The 14,692-nt window shown below is 66.7% G+C and carries 11 protein-coding genes; 7 read left to right on the forward strand and 4 right to left on the reverse strand.

Annotated features, from left to right (window positions below):
* Positions 1–64 precede the first annotated feature (64 nt).
* Together ABB28_RS02365 and ABB28_RS02370 are read left to right on the forward strand one after the other, a co-directional pair.
* Positions 65–3,508, forward strand: coding sequence for a hybrid sensor histidine kinase/response regulator (locus tag ABB28_RS02365; RefSeq protein WP_057507079.1), 3,444 nt, complete (start codon positions 65–67; stop codon positions 3,506–3,508).
* Positions 3,509–3,598: 90 nt separating this feature from the next.
* On the forward strand, positions 3,599–4,489 hold the full coding sequence (locus ABB28_RS02370) for a hypothetical protein (protein ID WP_152983362.1): 891 nt from the start codon (positions 3,599–3,601) through the stop codon (positions 4,487–4,489).
* A 15-nt stretch (positions 4,490–4,504) separates the two neighbouring features.
* On the opposite strand, the gene mntP is transcribed toward ABB28_RS02370, so the two are convergent.
* The 3 genes from mntP to acs all read right to left on the reverse strand — a co-directional run bounded on the left by mntP (position 4,505) and on the right by acs (position 8,135).
* Positions 4,505–5,080: a manganese efflux pump MntP gene (gene mntP / locus ABB28_RS02375; RefSeq protein WP_057507081.1), complete on the reverse strand. Its 576-nt coding sequence runs from the start codon at positions 5,078–5,080 to the stop codon at positions 4,505–4,507.
* Between the two features lie 328 nt (positions 5,081–5,408).
* Entirely contained in the window at positions 5,409–6,074 is a 666-nt protein-coding gene (locus ABB28_RS02380; protein ID WP_057507082.1) for a response regulator transcription factor, read from the reverse strand.
* Positions 6,075–6,191: 117 nt separating this feature from the next.
* The gene (acs, locus tag ABB28_RS02385; protein WP_057507083.1) at positions 6,192–8,135 is read right to left on the reverse strand and encodes an acetate--CoA ligase; all 1,944 of its coding nucleotides are present in this window, start codon (positions 8,133–8,135) and stop codon (positions 6,192–6,194) included.
* Between the two features lie 280 nt (positions 8,136–8,415).
* On the opposite strand from acs, the gene ABB28_RS02390 reads away from it, so the two are divergent.
* The 5 genes from ABB28_RS02390 to ABB28_RS02410 all read left to right on the forward strand — a co-directional run bounded on the left by ABB28_RS02390 (position 8,416) and on the right by ABB28_RS02410 (position 14,129).
* Positions 8,416–9,837 carry a DcaP family trimeric outer membrane transporter gene (locus ABB28_RS02390; RefSeq protein WP_057507084.1) on the forward strand — a complete coding sequence of 474 codons (1,422 nt, stop codon included), beginning with the start codon at positions 8,416–8,418 and terminating at the stop codon, positions 9,835–9,837.
* Positions 9,838–9,897: 60 nt separating this feature from the next.
* Positions 9,898–11,547, forward strand: coding sequence for an MFS transporter (locus ABB28_RS02395; protein ID WP_057507085.1), 1,650 nt, complete (start codon positions 9,898–9,900; stop codon positions 11,545–11,547).
* A 196-nt stretch (positions 11,548–11,743) separates the two neighbouring features.
* Complete coding sequence (locus ABB28_RS02400; RefSeq protein WP_057507086.1) at positions 11,744–12,061, forward strand: DUF4156 domain-containing protein; 318 nt, start codon at positions 11,744–11,746, stop codon at positions 12,059–12,061.
* Positions 12,062–12,159: 98 nt separating this feature from the next.
* The gene (locus ABB28_RS02405) at positions 12,160–13,176 is read left to right on the forward strand and encodes a 3-oxoacyl-ACP synthase III (RefSeq protein WP_057507087.1); all 1,017 of its coding nucleotides are present in this window, start codon (positions 12,160–12,162) and stop codon (positions 13,174–13,176) included.
* A 62-nt stretch (positions 13,177–13,238) separates the two neighbouring features.
* Positions 13,239–14,129 (forward strand): alpha/beta fold hydrolase, encoded by an 891-nt coding sequence (locus tag ABB28_RS02410; RefSeq protein WP_057507088.1) that lies wholly within the window; start codon positions 13,239–13,241, stop codon positions 14,127–14,129.
* 106 nt (positions 14,130–14,235) lie between these two features.
* On the opposite strand, the gene ABB28_RS02415 is transcribed toward ABB28_RS02410, so the two are convergent.
* Positions 14,236–14,661 (reverse strand): YkgJ family cysteine cluster protein, encoded by a 426-nt coding sequence (locus ABB28_RS02415; RefSeq protein ID WP_057507089.1) that lies wholly within the window; start codon positions 14,659–14,661, stop codon positions 14,236–14,238.
* Positions 14,662–14,692 lie beyond the last annotated feature (31 nt).

Genomic DNA, 14,692 nt, shown 5'->3' on the forward strand with positions numbered 1-14,692 from the left:
CAGGGGTGCGGGCGACAGAACCCTCTACACTGTCGCCATCTGCTGATCACGGAAACTGGCCTGAGTGTCGAGCTGGATCCTGCTGCTGGTGTCCGTTGCCTATGCTGCGCTGCTGTTCGGCGTGGCGTGGTGGGGTGACCGACGCCCGCTGTACCCGGACCGGCCCTGGCTGCGGCCGGTGGTCTACAGCCTGGCGCTGGCGGTGTACTGCTCGTCGTGGACCTTCTACGGCGCGGTCGGCACCGCCGTGCGCAGCGGCATCGGCTACCTGTCGATCTACGTCGGCCCGCTGCTGATGATGCTGTTCGGCTGGCGCATCATCGAGCGCCTGGCGCTGGTGGCGCGCAGCCAGAACGTGGTCTCCATTGCCGATTTCATCTCCTCGCGCTTCGGCCGCTCACGGCGGCTGGCCGCGCTGGTGGCGATCATCGCGCTGATCGGCGTGGTGCCCTACCTGGCGCTGCAGTACAAAGCCGTGGCCATGAGCCTGCAGGTACTGACCGGCGACAGCGGCCCGACCGGCTACTTCAGTGATCCGGCGCTGTACGTGGCGCTGCTGATGGCGCTGTTCGCCACCCTGTTCGGTACCCGCCAGGTGGACGCCACCGAACACCACCACGGCATGATGCTGGCCATCGCGCTGGAGTCGGTGATCAAGCTGCTGGCGATGGTGGCGGTGGGCGTGTTCGCCTACCTGTGGCTGAGCGAGCGCACCGATGCGGTGGTGCAGTCGGCGCATACGCTGTTCACCTCGCTGCCGCCGGTGGGATTCATCTCGCAGACGCTGCTCAGCTTCCTGGCCATCGTGTGCCTGCCACGGCAGTTCCACGTGGCGGTGGTGGAATGCGGTGATGTGCGCGACGTGCGCCGCGCGCGCTGGATGTTCGGCGGCTACCTGGTGGTGATCTCGGCCATGGTGATCCCCATCGCCACCGCCGGCGTCACCCTGTTCGGCACCGGCGGCACGGTGGCCGACGATGCCATGGTGCTGGCGCTGCCGCTGCATGAAGGCCGCAATGCGCTGGCGCTGATCGCCTACGTGGGCGGCTTCTCGGCTGCCACCGGCATGGTGATCGTGTCGTCCATCGCGCTGGCCACCATGATCAGCAATGACCTGGTGATGCCGGTGCTGCTGCGCCGCAGTGGCGGCACCGGTGAAGCCGCGGACGTGGCATCGCGGGTGTTGTGGATCCGCCGCCTGGCGATCCTGTTCCTGGCGTTGATCGCCTATACGTACTACCGCAGCAGTGGCAACGACAACTCGCTGGCGTCCTACGGGCTGATGGCCTTCGCCGCGGTCGCGCAGTTCGCGCCCGGGCTGATCGGCGGGCTGTACTGGCGCGGCGCCAGCCGTCGCGGCGTGGAAACCGGCATCGTGCTCGGCTTCGCCACCTGGATCTACACCCTGCTGCTGCCTGCGCTCACCCAGTCCGGGCTGCTCGATGCGGGCTGGTTGAACGAGGGGCCGTTCGGGGTGGCGTGGCTGCGCCCGCAGCAGCTGTTCGGCATGAGCGGCTGGGACCCGTTGACCCACGGTACGTTCTGGTCGCTGCTGGTCAATGCGGCGACGATGATGCTGGTGTCGGCGCGCTGGCGGCCCAGCGTGGACGAGCGCCTGCGCGCGGCGCCTTTCCTGGACCCGTATGCGCAGCGGCCCTCGGTGGCCAGCGGCTGGCCCGGCCACGTGCACGTCGGCGACCTGCTGGCGCTGGCATCGCGGGTGGTGGGCGAGCGCCATGCACGGCGTTCGTTCTTCGAACAGGCACAGTCGCTGGGGCGCGAACTGCAGACCCAGGTGCCGGCCGACCGGCCGTGGGTGCAGTTCACCGAACGCCTGCTGGCCGCCTCCATCGGCGCGGCATCGGCGCGCCTGCTGCTGACCAGCCTGCTGCGCGGATCCGGCATGGACCTGGGCGAAGTGGTGGCGGTGCTCGACGAAGCGGGCCAGGAGTTGCGCTTCAACCGCGAGATCCTGTCCACCACGCTGGAAAACATCAGCGCCGGGGTCAGCGTGGTCGACCCGGACATGCGCCTGACCGCCTGGAACCGTCGCTACCAGGACATGTTCGGCTATCCCGACGGCATGCTGTACGTGGGCCGCCCGGTGGCCGACCTGATCCGCTACAACGCCGAGCGCGGTGAACTCGGCGAAGGGGAAATCGAACGCCAGATCAGCCGGCGCATCCGGTACATGCGCGCCGGTTCGCCGCATGTGTTCGAACGCACGCGCAGCGATGGCAAGGTGATCGAGATGCGCGGCCAGGCGTTGCCGGGCGGTGGCTATGTCACCAGCTACAACGACATCACCGATTACAAGCACGCGGAAAAAGCCCTGCTGGAAGCCAACGAAACACTGGAACAGCGCGTGGCCGAACGCTCCAACGCCGCCGAGGCCGCGCAGCAGTCCAAGACGCGCTTCCTGGCGGCGATCAGCCATGACGTGCTGCAGCCGCTCAACGCGGCGCGCCTGTTTGCTTCGGCACTGCGCGAAAGCCACCACAACAATGAAGAGCAACGCCACCTGGCCGAGCGCGTGGACGCCTCGCTGCGTGCCGCCGAAGAGCTGCTGGATGGCCTGCTGGATGTCTCCCGCCTGGATGCCGGCGGACTGCACCCGGTGATCGGCGAGTTCGATGCCAGTGCCCTGATGCGCGAACTGGCGGCGCAGTACTCGCCGGTCGCCGCGGGCCGCGGCCTGCGCCTGGACCTCTTCGCACGCCCGGCCTGGGTACGCAGTGACCGCCGCCTGCTGCGCCGGGTGATGCAGAACTTCCTGGCCAACGCGCTGCGTTACACCCGCCAGGGCCGCATCGTGCTGGCCGTGCGCCTGCGTGGCAACGAAGTGGAGCTGCAGGTCTGGGATACCGGGCCGGGCATTCCCGAACACCACATGCAGCAGATCTTCGATGAGTTCCACCGTTACCAGCAGCCGTTCGACTGGGGCGAACAGGGACTGGGGCTGGGGCTGTCGATCTGCCAGCGCATCTCGCGCCTGCTCGACCATCGCCTGAATGCCCGCAGCCGGGTCGGCAGCGGGTCGATGTTCTCCATCGCGCTGCCCCGCGTGGCGGCCACGCCGGGTGCCAGCGAGCAGGAGCTGATGGCGGCGGCCCCGGCTGCGGTACGCGCCGATTCGCTGGCCGGCATGCGCGTGCTGTGCGTGGACAACGACGAAGAGATCCTGGACGGCATGCGCGCACTGCTGGGCCGCTGGCAGGTGCAGGTGATCACCGCCAGCACGGTAGACCAGGCGTTGGAAAAAATGGCCGAGCATCCGGACGTGATGCTGGTGGATTACCACCTGCACGACCGGCTGGACGGACTGGATACGCTGGTCGCCCTGCGCGAGGCGGCCGGCAGCGACCTGCCGGGCGCGTTGCTGACCGCCGATGGTCGCGACGAATTGAAGCGGATGGCCCGCGACCGTGGCTATCGCCTGCTGACCAAGCCGATCAAGCCCGCATCGCTGCGTGCGTTCCTGGCGGCCTACGCGACCCCGCGCGACTGATCGGTGCCGGGCGCGTCGATGCGCGATCGCTGGTGGCTGACGCACAGGCGCGCCCGGTATACAGGCTCTCTTTACCGCGGACACCAGGCCATGCAGGTCGTTTCACCCGGCGCGATTCAACAGGCACCCACCGTCAACCGGCACCTGCCTGCAAGCGCATCAGCGCTGCCCGGTGTGCTGCACGCCGTGCTCAACGCGCCCGTGGATTCGTCGCTTGCACCGGCACTGGCCATTGCGGTGGGCGGGGCCGCAGGTGCCGGCGTATCGCTGCTCTGCAACGGCAGCAGCAGGCTGTTCGGCGATGCGCTGATCGGTAGCGCGCTGGGTGTGATATCGCATTCGTTCGCGCGCGGTCGCCACCGTGAAGATGCCGCGCATGGCCGCCGTTGGGACGTGTTGAACCAGACCCCGAAGCTGCGTGCCTGGCTGCAGAAGCACGATATCCGCTTCGTTGACCGGGAGCGGGTGGCGTATATGCATGGCGCCATGCAGGGGTTGGTGCAGGGCACGGTGGATCACTACCGTGGCTACTGCGCCGACCATGCCATGGTCTGCGATCCGCAGGCCGTCGACGCCATCGTCCGCTTCTGCTGGAGAGAGTGCGTGGACCGCGGACCGTTCCTGGCGCTGCAACCGAACAAAGGTTTTTTCTATCTGGCCGCCATCGAGGATCACGCAGCCGATGCGCTCAACCGCGAACTCAGGGCGGGTGAGGCCGCCAGCGTGGCATTCCGCCGGCGTGGCTATGTGTTCATGCGCTGGGAACTGGTGCCGGTCACCCACCGGGCCGGGGCACCGGCGCAGCAGGATCGGCCTGCATCACCGGTGTGCCACCTGCTGCCTGCGCCGGATCCGGCGTCCACGGCGCTGGCCGAATGCTACCGACCGTCGGTCGACTCTGTGGTGATCATCCGCCATCGACGGACGAGCAACCTGCGCGTGGATACCGCGCGCAGGCCCCAGCGCTGGTGGGAGAACTGACGCGCGGCGTGGCGATCAGGCCGCGCCGCTGAGGTGTTCGTACAGGATGGTGGAACCGATGATCATCAGGATGATCCCGCCGATGATCTCCGCCCGCTTGCCGACCATGTTGCCGAGTACCCGGCCCAGCATGATGCCGGCAGTGACCATGGTCAGCGTGCACAGGCCGATGACCAGGGCCATCACGCCGATGTGCACGTCCATGAAGGCCAGGCCGATGCCGACCGCCATCGCATCGATGCTGGTGGCGAAGCCGGTGACTGCCAGGCGCCAGAAGCCATGATGGCGCGACGGATCCTCGTCGGTTTCATCGTCGTGCGGGCGCAGGCCGTTGACGATCATGTGCAGGCCGAGCGCCACCAGCAGGCCGAACGCGATCCAGTGATCGAAGGCCTCCACGTAGTCCAGCGCGGCGCGGCCGAGCAGCCAGCCGATCACCGGGGTGATGGCTTCGATGGCACCAAAGATGAGACCAGCGCGCAGCGCATCGCGGAACACCGGCTTGCGCATGGCGGCGCCCTTGCCGATCGCCGCGGCGAAGGCATCGGTGGACATGGCAAAGCCGATCAACAGAATCGAAACAGGGGACATCAGGATCACGGCAGGTCGGGCGAGGACGGACACGACGGCCCGCGTTCGCGCCCAACCTGTCGTTGCGCACGCGGACCGCTGGTCTCGCCAACCAAGATGGCTGCCCGCACCACGGCGCACTGGCCGAGCATGTTGATACGGGCGTTTCCCGGTGACAGGAAACAGGCTACTCCCCAAGGGGACGCGAAGCTTAGCACCGGGATTGCGGCCTGCGGCGTCACCGCGCGATTGCGCAGGTGAAGCTGGTTTTCATAGCTCAGGCTATACCGCGACCTGGCAGCGCCGAGCCACGCTCGGCGAGCGCAGCGGCCGCGCTACCCGCAATGGCTCAATCTTCTTCGGGCGGCAGCACGATCTGCTCGTCGTCGATGGCCAGCTTGCCGGCCATCAGCACCGCCTGGGTGCGGTTGGTCACGCCCAGCTTTCGCAGGATGGCGGTGACGTGGGCCTTGATGGTGGCCTCGGACACGTTCAGGTCGTAGGCGATCTGCTTGTTCAAGCGTCCCGCGCCGAGCATCTGCAGCACGCGGAACTGCTGCGGGGTGAGTTCGCGCAGGCGTTGGCCGACTTCGCGCTCTTCGCGCCCGGTCGGCGGCACGTTGTGCGCTTCCGGTGGCGCCCAGGTTTCGCCATCCAGGATCATTCCGAGCGCATGGCCGATGGTGTCCGAATCGGCCGATTTGGGGATGAAGCCGAACGCACCGTGGTCGAGCGCGCGGCGCATCACCGTTGGTTCTTCGCGGGCGGACACCACCACCACCGGCAGGTGCGGGTGCAGTGAACGCATGTGCACCAGGGCATTGAAGCCCTGGGCACCGGGCATGTTGAGGTCCATCAGGACCAGGTCGGCGTCGTTGTGCTGGTCGGCCAGCGCATACAGCGCTTCCACGCTGTCGGCTTCGAACAGCTGCACGCCGGGGATGACGCGCTTCACCGCGCCCCGGAGGGCTTCGCGGAACAGCGGATGGTCGTCGGCAATCAGGAGGGTGGGCATGGCATCAGCTTACGGAAAACAGGAGGGAAGGGGGCGGGCGCCGCTCGCTTCGCCATGCGCAACAGGCGGCTCCCGACGCGCGGACCGGGCCCTCCTCCCGGTCCACGGCGTGGCGTGTTACTTGACCTTGCGTTCGTCCACCAGCGATGCCACCACCGACGGATCGGCCAGGGTCGAGGTGTCGCCCAGCTGGTCCGGCGCGTTCTCGGCGATCTTGCGCAGGATGCGGCGCATGATCTTGCCCGAACGCGTCTTCGGCAGGCCGGGGGCCCACTGCAGGTGGTCGGGCGTGGCGATCGGGCCGATCTCCTTGCGCACCCACGCCACCAGTTCCTTGTGCAGTTCCTCGCTGGGCGCCTCGTCGGCGATCAGCGTGACATAGGCATAGATGCCCTGGCCCTTCACCTCGTGCGGGAAGCCGACCACGGCGGCTTCGGCCACCTTCGGATGCGAGACCAGCGCGCTTTCCACTTCGGCCGTGCCGATGCGGTGGCCCGACACGTTGATCACATCGTCGACGCGCCCGGTGATCCAGTAGTAGCCGTCTTCGTCACGGCGGCAGCCGTCGCCGGTGAAGTAGGCCCCTGGGTAGGTGCGGAAATAGGTATCGATGAAGCGCTGGTCGTCGCCGTACACGGTGCGCATCTGGCCCGGCCACGAATCGCGGATGATCAGGTTGCCTTCGGTGGCACCGTCCTTGATTTCGCCATCGGCATTGACCAGCGCCGGCTGCACGCCGAAGAACGGCAGGCTGGCCGAGCCCGGCTTGAGGTCCACCGCGCCCGGCAGCGGCGAGATCAGGATGCCGCCGGTTTCAGTCTGCCACCAGGTATCGACGATCGGGCAGCGGCTGTCGCCGACGACCTCGTAGTACCAGCGCCACGCTTCGGGATTGATCGGCTCGCCGACGCTGCCGAGCAGCCGCAGCGACGCGCGGGAGGTGCGCTTGACCGGCTCCTCGCCTTCGCGCATCAGGGCGCGGATGGCGGTCGGCGCGGTGTAGAACAGGCTGACCTTGTGCTTGTCGATCACGTTCCAGAAGCGCGAGGTATCGGGGTAGTTCGGCACGCCTTCGAACATCAGCGAGGTCGCGCCATTGGCCAGCGGGCCGTAGACGATGTAACTGTGGCCGGTGACCCAGCCGACGTCGGCGGTACACCAGTAGATGTCGTCTTCGCGCAGGTCGAACACCGCCTCATGGGTGTACGCCGCGTACAGCAGGTAGCCCCCCGTGGTGTGCAGCACGCCCTTAGGCTTGCCGGTGGAACCGGAGGTGTAGAGGATGAACAGCGGATCTTCGGCGTTCATGCGCTCCGGTTCGCACTCGGCCGGCTGGCTGTCCACCACGTCGTGGAACCAGCGGTCGCGCGGGGCCTGCATGTCCACCGCGCCGCCGGTATGCCGCACCACCAGCACGGTTTCCACCGTGTTGGTGCCGGGCAGCTTCAGCGCCGCATCGACGTTGGCCTTCAGCGGGATCTTCTTGCCGCCACGCAGGCCTTCATCGGCGGTGATGATCAGCTTGCTGGCGCAGTCGCTGACGCGATCGGCGATCGAGTTCGGGGCGAATCCGCCAAACACCACCGAATGGATGGCACCAATGCGCGCGCAGGCCAACATGGCCACGGCGGCGTCGACGATCATCGGCAGGTAGATGGTGACCCGGTCGCCTTTCTTGACCCCGAGGTTGCGCAGCGCGTTGCCGAGCCGGCAGGTGCGCTCGTACAGCTCGCGATAGGTCACATGCTGGGCCGGCGCGTCCGGGCTGTCCGGTTCGAACAGCAGGGCGGTCTTCTCGCCGCGCTTTTCCAGCTGGCGGTCCAGGCAGTTCACGCTGGCGTTGAGCTCGCCGTCTTCGAACCACTTGATGCGGAAGTCGGCCAGGTCATAGCTGACGTTCTTGATGATGCTCGGTTGCTTGAACCACTGCAGCCGCTGCGCCGCTTCGCCCCAGAACGCATCCGGGGCGTCGATCGACGCCTGGTACTGCTGCTGGTAAGTGGTTTTGTCGATCCGCGCGTTCTTGGCGAACTGCGGGTCGACGGGATAGAGATCAGCCATGGCACCCTCACTTGCACGTGGACTTTGATGTGCGGTTGCAGCATACGGCGCAACCGTTGCCACCCAGTTTGCCCGATCCGTCCGCCCCCGCCACACCGCGGCGCTTAGACCATGGTCGCAAGCGCGAGGCGCAGCGGCCGCACCCGGTGGCGATAGCTCCCGCCTCGTCCCCCAGGTACGACTAATGGCCAATAGCGGGTGTGCGTCAACCGGTCGCACCCTCGGCTTCGACCGTGCCCCACGCGCGTCTTTCGATTTGCCACTTGGGAGAGAGGGCAACATGAATCACCGTACGTTGAAGACGCTGCGCACGCCGTTGGCTGCCTGCATGCTGGTCGCACTGGCTGCACCGGGCATGGCGTTCGCCGAAACCGCGAGGGAAAAAGCGCTGGAAGCACGCGTGGGCGAGCTGGAACGCCAGGTGCAGTTGCTGCTGTCATCGCAGCAACAGCAGCAGAGCCAGATCAGCCAGACCCAGCAGGCGGTCACCGAAGTCAGGACGGTGCAGGCCGAACAGAAGCCGGCGGTGCCGGCGGGCAAGCAGCCGATCCAGGTCACCACCATCACCCCGGGCGCTGCGCCGGGCACCACGGTCAAGATCGGCGGCTTCATCAAGGCCGACTTCCTGGCCACCCAGACCGGCGATGGCCAGCTGGCCGATGACGCGACCGGCCGCGCGCTGTACCTGCCGGGCCAGACCCCGGTGGCCGGCGCAGGCGGAACCGGTGAGCGTTCGGACGTGGACTTCAACGCCCACGCCAAGTTCTCGCGCTTCAACATCGGCGTGGACAACGTCAGCGAAAGCGGCAACAAGGCCGGCGCGTTCTTCGAGATGGATTTCTTCGGCAATTCGCTCGGCAACCAGACCGCCACCAACACCTACGGCGTGACCCTGCGGCATGCCTACATGTACTGGAACAAGTGGACCGCCGGCCAGACCTGGACCAACTTCATGGATGCCGCTTCGATTCCCGAAGCTGCCGATTTCGTGGGTCCCACCGATGGCGTGGTGTTCATCCGCCAGGCACAGATCCGCTACACCACCGGCGGCCTGAGCGTGGCGCTGGAAAACCCGGAAACCACCACGCTGACCGGCGTGCGTAATCCGGTCACCGGTGCCTGGACCAACGCCAGCGCCAACTCCGATCGTGGCGGCCTGCCGGACCTGACCGTGCGGTACGGCTGGAAGGGCGACTGGGGCACCTTCGGCGTGGCCGGCCTGGTGCGCCAGCTGAAAGTGGACAACCAGACCACCGGCGCGGACGCCGACAAGATCGCCGGCGGCCTGACCCTGGGCGGCAAATGGGTGATGGCCGACTCCGATACGCTGCATTACCAGCTCACCGGCGGCGAGGGCATTTCGCGCTACATCGGCCTGGGTATCACCGCCGACACCGCCTATGACATCGCCCGCGACGAACTGGCGACCACCGGCGTGCTGGCCGGTTACGTGGGCTGGCGCCATGCCTTCACCCCGAAGCTGCGCACCAACCTGATCTACGCGCGCAGTGACTACGACAACGACGGAACGCTGGGCCCGCTGGTTACCAAGAGCGTGCAGAGCATCCGCGGCAACGTGTTCTATACGCCGATGCCGAAGGTCGATATCGGTGCGGAATACATGTACGGCGTGCGCGAAATCGAAGACGGTCGCAAGGGCGACATCAACCGCGTGCAGTTCACCACCAAATACAGCTTTTAATTGAGTGCCGGCCCCGGTCGGCACCCACCGTCAACGATTGCTTCGGAGGGGAAGCGTCCCATGTCAACAACACCTGCACCCGCACAACTCACCAAGGGTCACAAGAAGGTCATCTTCGCGTCGAGCCTTGGTACCGTCTTCGAGTGGTACGACTTCTTCCTGTACGGCTCACTCGCCGCGATCATCGCCAAGCAGTTCTTCAGCGGTGTCAATGAAACCACGGGCATGATCTTCGCCCTGCTGGCCTTCGCCGCCGGCTTCTTCGTGCGCCCGTTCGGCGCGGCCTTCTTCGGCAGCCTCGGCGACCGCATCGGCCGTAAATACACCTTCCTGGTCACGATCCTGATCATGGGCATCTCGACCTTCCTGGTCGGCGTGCTGCCCAACTACGCCTCGATCGGCTTCGCCGCACCGGTGATCCTGATCATCCTGCGCCTGGCCCAGGGCCTGGCGATGGGGGGCGAGTACGGTGGCGCGGCGACCTATGTCGCCGAACATGCCCCGGCCAACAAGCGCGGCCTGTACACCAGCTTCATCCAGTGCACCGCCACGCTGGGCCTGTTCATGTCGCTGCTGATCATCCTGGCCTGCCGCTACTTCCTGGGCAACGAAGCCTTCGAAGCCTGGGGCTGGCGCATCCCGTTCCTGGTGTCGATCGTGCTGCTGGGCATTTCGGTGTGGATCCGCCTGCAGCTGAGCGAGTCCCCGCTGTTCCAGCAGATGAAGGCCGAAGGCAAGGGCTCCAAGACCCCGTTCCGTGACAGCCTCAAAGACGGCAACCTGAAGCTGATGCTGCTGGTCCTGCTGGGTGCAGCGGCCGGCCAGGCGGTGGTGTGGTACGGCGGCCAGTTCTACGCGCTGTTCTTCCTCAGCAGCATGCTGAAGGTCGATGCCACCACCTCCTACCTGCTGATCGCCGCGGCGCTGGCGCTGGGCGTGCCGTTCTTCATCTTCTTCGGCTGGCTGTCCGATCGCATCGGCCGCAAGTGGATCATCCTGGCCGGCTGCCTGCTGGCTGCGGTGACCTACATCCCGGTGTTCAAGGGCCTGACCCATTTCGCCAACCCGGCCATCGAAGAAGCCCGCAGCAGCTCGCCGGCCCTGGTCATCGCCGATCCGAACACCTGCTCGTTCCAGTTCGATCCGGTCGGCCTGCGCAAGTTCACCAGCTCCTGCGACGTGGCAACCGCCGCGCTGACCAAGGCCGGCGTGCCGTACGACGTACAGCCGGCACCGGCCGGTTCGCTGGCGGTGGTCAACGTCGGCACGTCCAAGGTGAGCTCGTATGAAGCGGCCGGGCTGGCCAAGGAAGACGGCAAGGCCAAGGCCGATGCTTTCGGCACCGAGCTGAAGGCCGCGCTGGTCGAGGCAGGTTATCCGGCCAAGGCGGACAACGCGCGCATCAACATCCCCGGCACGATCTTCATGCTGTGGATCCTGGTGCTGTACGTGACCATGGTGTACGGCCCGATCGCCGCCTACCTGGTCGAACTGTTCCCGACCCGCATCCGCTACACCTCCATGTCCCTGCCGTACCACATCGGCAACGGCTGGTTCGGTGGCTTCCTGCCGGCGATCTCGTTCGCGCTGGTGGCCGGCACCGGCAATCTGTACTACGGCCTGTGGTACCCGATCGCCATCGCGTTGATGACGGTGGTCATCGGCGGCCTGTTCCTGCACGACACCAAGAACGTGGACATCACCAAGTAACGGTGGCGGACACGTAGTGAACGAAGGGCCGCGGCGAAATCCGCGGCCCTTTCGCGTTCAAGTCCGGTAGTGACGGCCGCTGGCCGTCATGCACGTGCCGCCGCCCACGCCGCTGCGCTCGCCGAGCGTGGCTCGGCGCTACCTCCCGTTCAGCCTGTTCAGGCACAATCGCGGAAACCTTATCCGGTACTCCGCCATGCGCTTCCTGCTGATCTCCACCCTGCTGCTCGCCACCACCGCCTGCACGTGGGTGCCGATCGAGTCGTCCGGCAAGACCGTGCGCGTGCTGGCCCCCGGCGCAGTCCCGGCCGGCTGCCTGACCAAGGGCGAAGTCGTGGTGACGGTGAAGAGCAAGGTCGGCTTCTACAACCGCAACCCGCTGCGCGTGCAGGAAGAGCTGGAAACCCTGGCCCGCAACGAGGCGCCCAGCGCCGGGGCCAATGCCGTGCAGGCCGCCGCGCCGCCGGCCGACGGCAGCCAGCGCTTCGCCGCCTTCCAGTGCCCGCCGCGCTGAACGGCACCATACGGCCAAGGCTGAATCGGTAAAGGTGCGGTCAGGCCAAGAGGGTTATAGAATGACGCCCCCTTTGCCTGAGCCTTGGCGCTAACTCGATGCTCTTCAAGAATGTCTCGATCGCCGGCCTGGCGCATGTCGACGCGCCCCACACGCTAACGACCAAGGAAATCAACGAACGCCTGCAGCCCACCCTGGACCGCCTCGGTATCCGTACCGACGTGCTGGGTGATGTTGCCGGGATCCATGCGCGCCGCCTGTGGGATGAGGGCACGCTGGCCTCGGACGCGGCCACCATGGCCGCCCGCAAGGCACTGGAAGACGCCAACATCGGCCCGGCCGACGTCGGCCTGGTGATCAACACCTCGGTCAGCCGCGACTACCTGGAGCCGTCCACCGCCAGCATCGTGTCCGGCAACCTGGGCGTGGGCGAGGAATGCGTGACCTTCGACGTGGCCAATGCCTGCCTGGCGTTCATCAACGGCATGGACATCGCCGCGCGGATGATCGAACGCGGCGAACTGAACTACGCGCTGGTCGTCGATGGTGAAACCGCGAACCTGGTGTACGAGAAGACCCTGGAGCGGATGACCGCCCCGGGCGTCACCGCCGAAGACTTCCGCAACGAGCTGGCGGCGCTGACCACCGGTTCGGGCGCGGCGGCGATGGTCATGGCGCGTTCGGAACTGGTGCCCGATGCCCCGCGCTACAAGGGCGGCGTCACCCGTTCGGCCACGGAATGGAACCAGCTGTGCCTGGGCAACCTGGACCGCATGGTCACCGATACCCGCCTGCTGCTGATCGAAGGCATCAAGCTGGCCCAGAAGACCTTCGCTGCGGCGAAGATCGCGCTGGGCTGGGCGGTGGAGGAACTGGACCAGTTCGTCATCCACCAGGTCAGCCAGCCGCACACCGCCGCGTTCATCAAGAACTTCGGCATCGATCCGAAGAAGGTGATGACCATCTTCGGCGAGCACGGCAACATCGGTCCGGCTTCGGTGCCGATCGTGCTGAGCAAGCTCAAGCAGCTGGGCAAGCTGAAGAAGGGCGATCGCATCGCGCTGCTCGGCATCGGCTCGGGACTGAACTGCTCGATGGCCGAAGTGGTCTGGTAACCCAGGCCCGGTAACGTCTTCCCAAGGGCCGGTACTACCGGCCCTTTCTACAGGTGCACCGCATGCGCGATCTTCCCGGCTACCCGTCCACCCCCCATCGGTTCGAGGTCCGTCCGGGCCTGTCGATGAGCTACCTCGACGAAGGTCCGCGCGACGGCGAGGTGGTGGTGATGGTCCACGGCAATCCGTCGTGGAGCTATTACTGGCGCACGCTGGTGGCCGGCCTGTCCGACCGCTACCGCTGCATCGTGCCGGACCACATCGGCATGGGCCTGTCGGACAAGCCGGCCGACGATCGTTACGACTACACCCTGCAGTCGCGCGTGGATGACCTGGACGCGCTGCTGGTGCATCTGGGCATCACCGGTGCGGTGACCCTGGCCGTGCACGACTGGGGCGGGATGATCGGGTTCGGCTGGGCCTTGTCCCACCATGCCCAGGTCAAGCGCCTGGTGGTGTTGAATACCGCGGCGTTCCCGATGCCGGCGGCGAAGAAAATGCCCTGGCAGATCGGCCTGGGCCGGCACTGGAAGGTCGGCGAGTGGATCATCCGCCGCTTCAACGCGTTTTCCGCCGGGGCTTCATGGCTGGGCGTCGAGCGCAGGATGCCGGCCGCCGTGCGCCGCGCCTACGTGGCGCCGTATGACAGCTGGGACAACCGCATCAGCACGATCCGCTTCATGCAGGACATCCCGCTGTCGCCGGCCGACAAGGCGTGGTCCCTGCTTGAGCGCTCCGGCCAGGTGCTGCCGTCGTTCGCCGATCGTCCCGCCTTCATCGGCTGGGGCCTGCGCGATTTCGTCTTCGACCATCACTTCCTGAAGGGCTTCCAGGCGGCGCTGCCGCAGGCGGAAGTGCACGCGTTCGAGGATGCCGGTCATTACGTGCTGGAAGACAAGCACGACGTGCTGGTGCCCGAAATCCGCGCCTTCCTGGACCGCAACCCGTTGTAAGCAGGACGGCGGCGGCTGCCCGGCCCTGTGACATGGTGCGTGGTCCTGCGGCGAGCCATGGTGACGGGGTCTGACCCCCGACTCCGACCCCTGACTCCGACCCCACTCAGGCCGCGATCGGTGCCTGCGGCGAGGGGCTGTTGCCGTTGTCGTCCGGGTGGTCGTCATCATTGCCGGCGGCGTCGCGCCAGCGCCAGTCGGCCGGGGTCAGCGGGTCCAGGCCGTAGGCGATGCGGGCTTTCTCGCACTGCGCGCTGGGCTTGCCGTATTCCCATGAAGCGTCCACCTCGCGGCACACGCTGGGCCGGTTGGGATGGATGGTGCAGCGTGAATACACCCCGATCTGCGCGTCCAGCGCCACGCAGCGCACCGGTGCCGAATGGGTGCCGCGCATGCACAGGCGATGCGGGTCGAGCGCTTCGGTCAGCTGGTGCGGTACGCCGCCGGGCGTCACTTCGTCCGATTCCATCCAATGGAAGGCGACACGGTACTGGGTGCAGCAGGCGCCGCAGGTCATGCAGGGGTGTTGCATGGGCAAGGCCGCCTCGGGGCAGGCATAGGAC

Source organism: Stenotrophomonas chelatiphaga, from assembly GCF_001431535.1.
In the GTDB taxonomy this organism is placed as follows: Bacteria; Pseudomonadota; Gammaproteobacteria; order Xanthomonadales; family Xanthomonadaceae; genus Stenotrophomonas; species Stenotrophomonas chelatiphaga.

Excerpts from the sequence above, each read along its gene's own strand:
- ABB28_RS02400 (WP_057507086.1), top strand. The coding sequence starts at position 11,744 with ATGCGCTTCCTGCTGATCTCCACCCTGCTGCTCGCCACCACCGCCTGC.
- ABB28_RS02410 (WP_057507088.1), top strand. The coding sequence starts at position 13,239 with ATGCGCGATCTTCCCGGCTACCCGTCCACCCCCCATCGGTTCGAGGTC.
- ABB28_RS02405 (WP_057507087.1), top strand. The coding sequence starts at position 12,160 with ATGCTCTTCAAGAATGTCTCGATCGCCGGCCTGGCGCATGTCGACGCG.
- ABB28_RS02380 (WP_057507082.1), bottom strand. The coding sequence starts at position 6,074 with ATGCCCACCCTCCTGATTGCCGACGACCATCCGCTGTTCCGCGAAGCC.
- mntP (WP_057507081.1), bottom strand. The coding sequence starts at position 5,080 with ATGTCCCCTGTTTCGATTCTGTTGATCGGCTTTGCCATGTCCACCGAT.
- ABB28_RS02390 (WP_057507084.1), top strand. The coding sequence starts at position 8,416 with ATGAATCACCGTACGTTGAAGACGCTGCGCACGCCGTTGGCTGCCTGC.
- ABB28_RS02395 (WP_057507085.1), top strand. The coding sequence starts at position 9,898 with ATGTCAACAACACCTGCACCCGCACAACTCACCAAGGGTCACAAGAAG.
- ABB28_RS02415 (WP_057507089.1), bottom strand. The coding sequence starts at position 14,661 with ATGCAACACCCCTGCATGACCTGCGGCGCCTGCTGCACCCAGTACCGT.
- ABB28_RS02370 (WP_152983362.1), top strand. The coding sequence starts at position 3,599 with ATGCAGGTCGTTTCACCCGGCGCGATTCAACAGGCACCCACCGTCAAC.
- acs (WP_057507083.1), bottom strand. The coding sequence starts at position 8,135 with ATGGCTGATCTCTATCCCGTCGACCCGCAGTTCGCCAAGAACGCGCGG.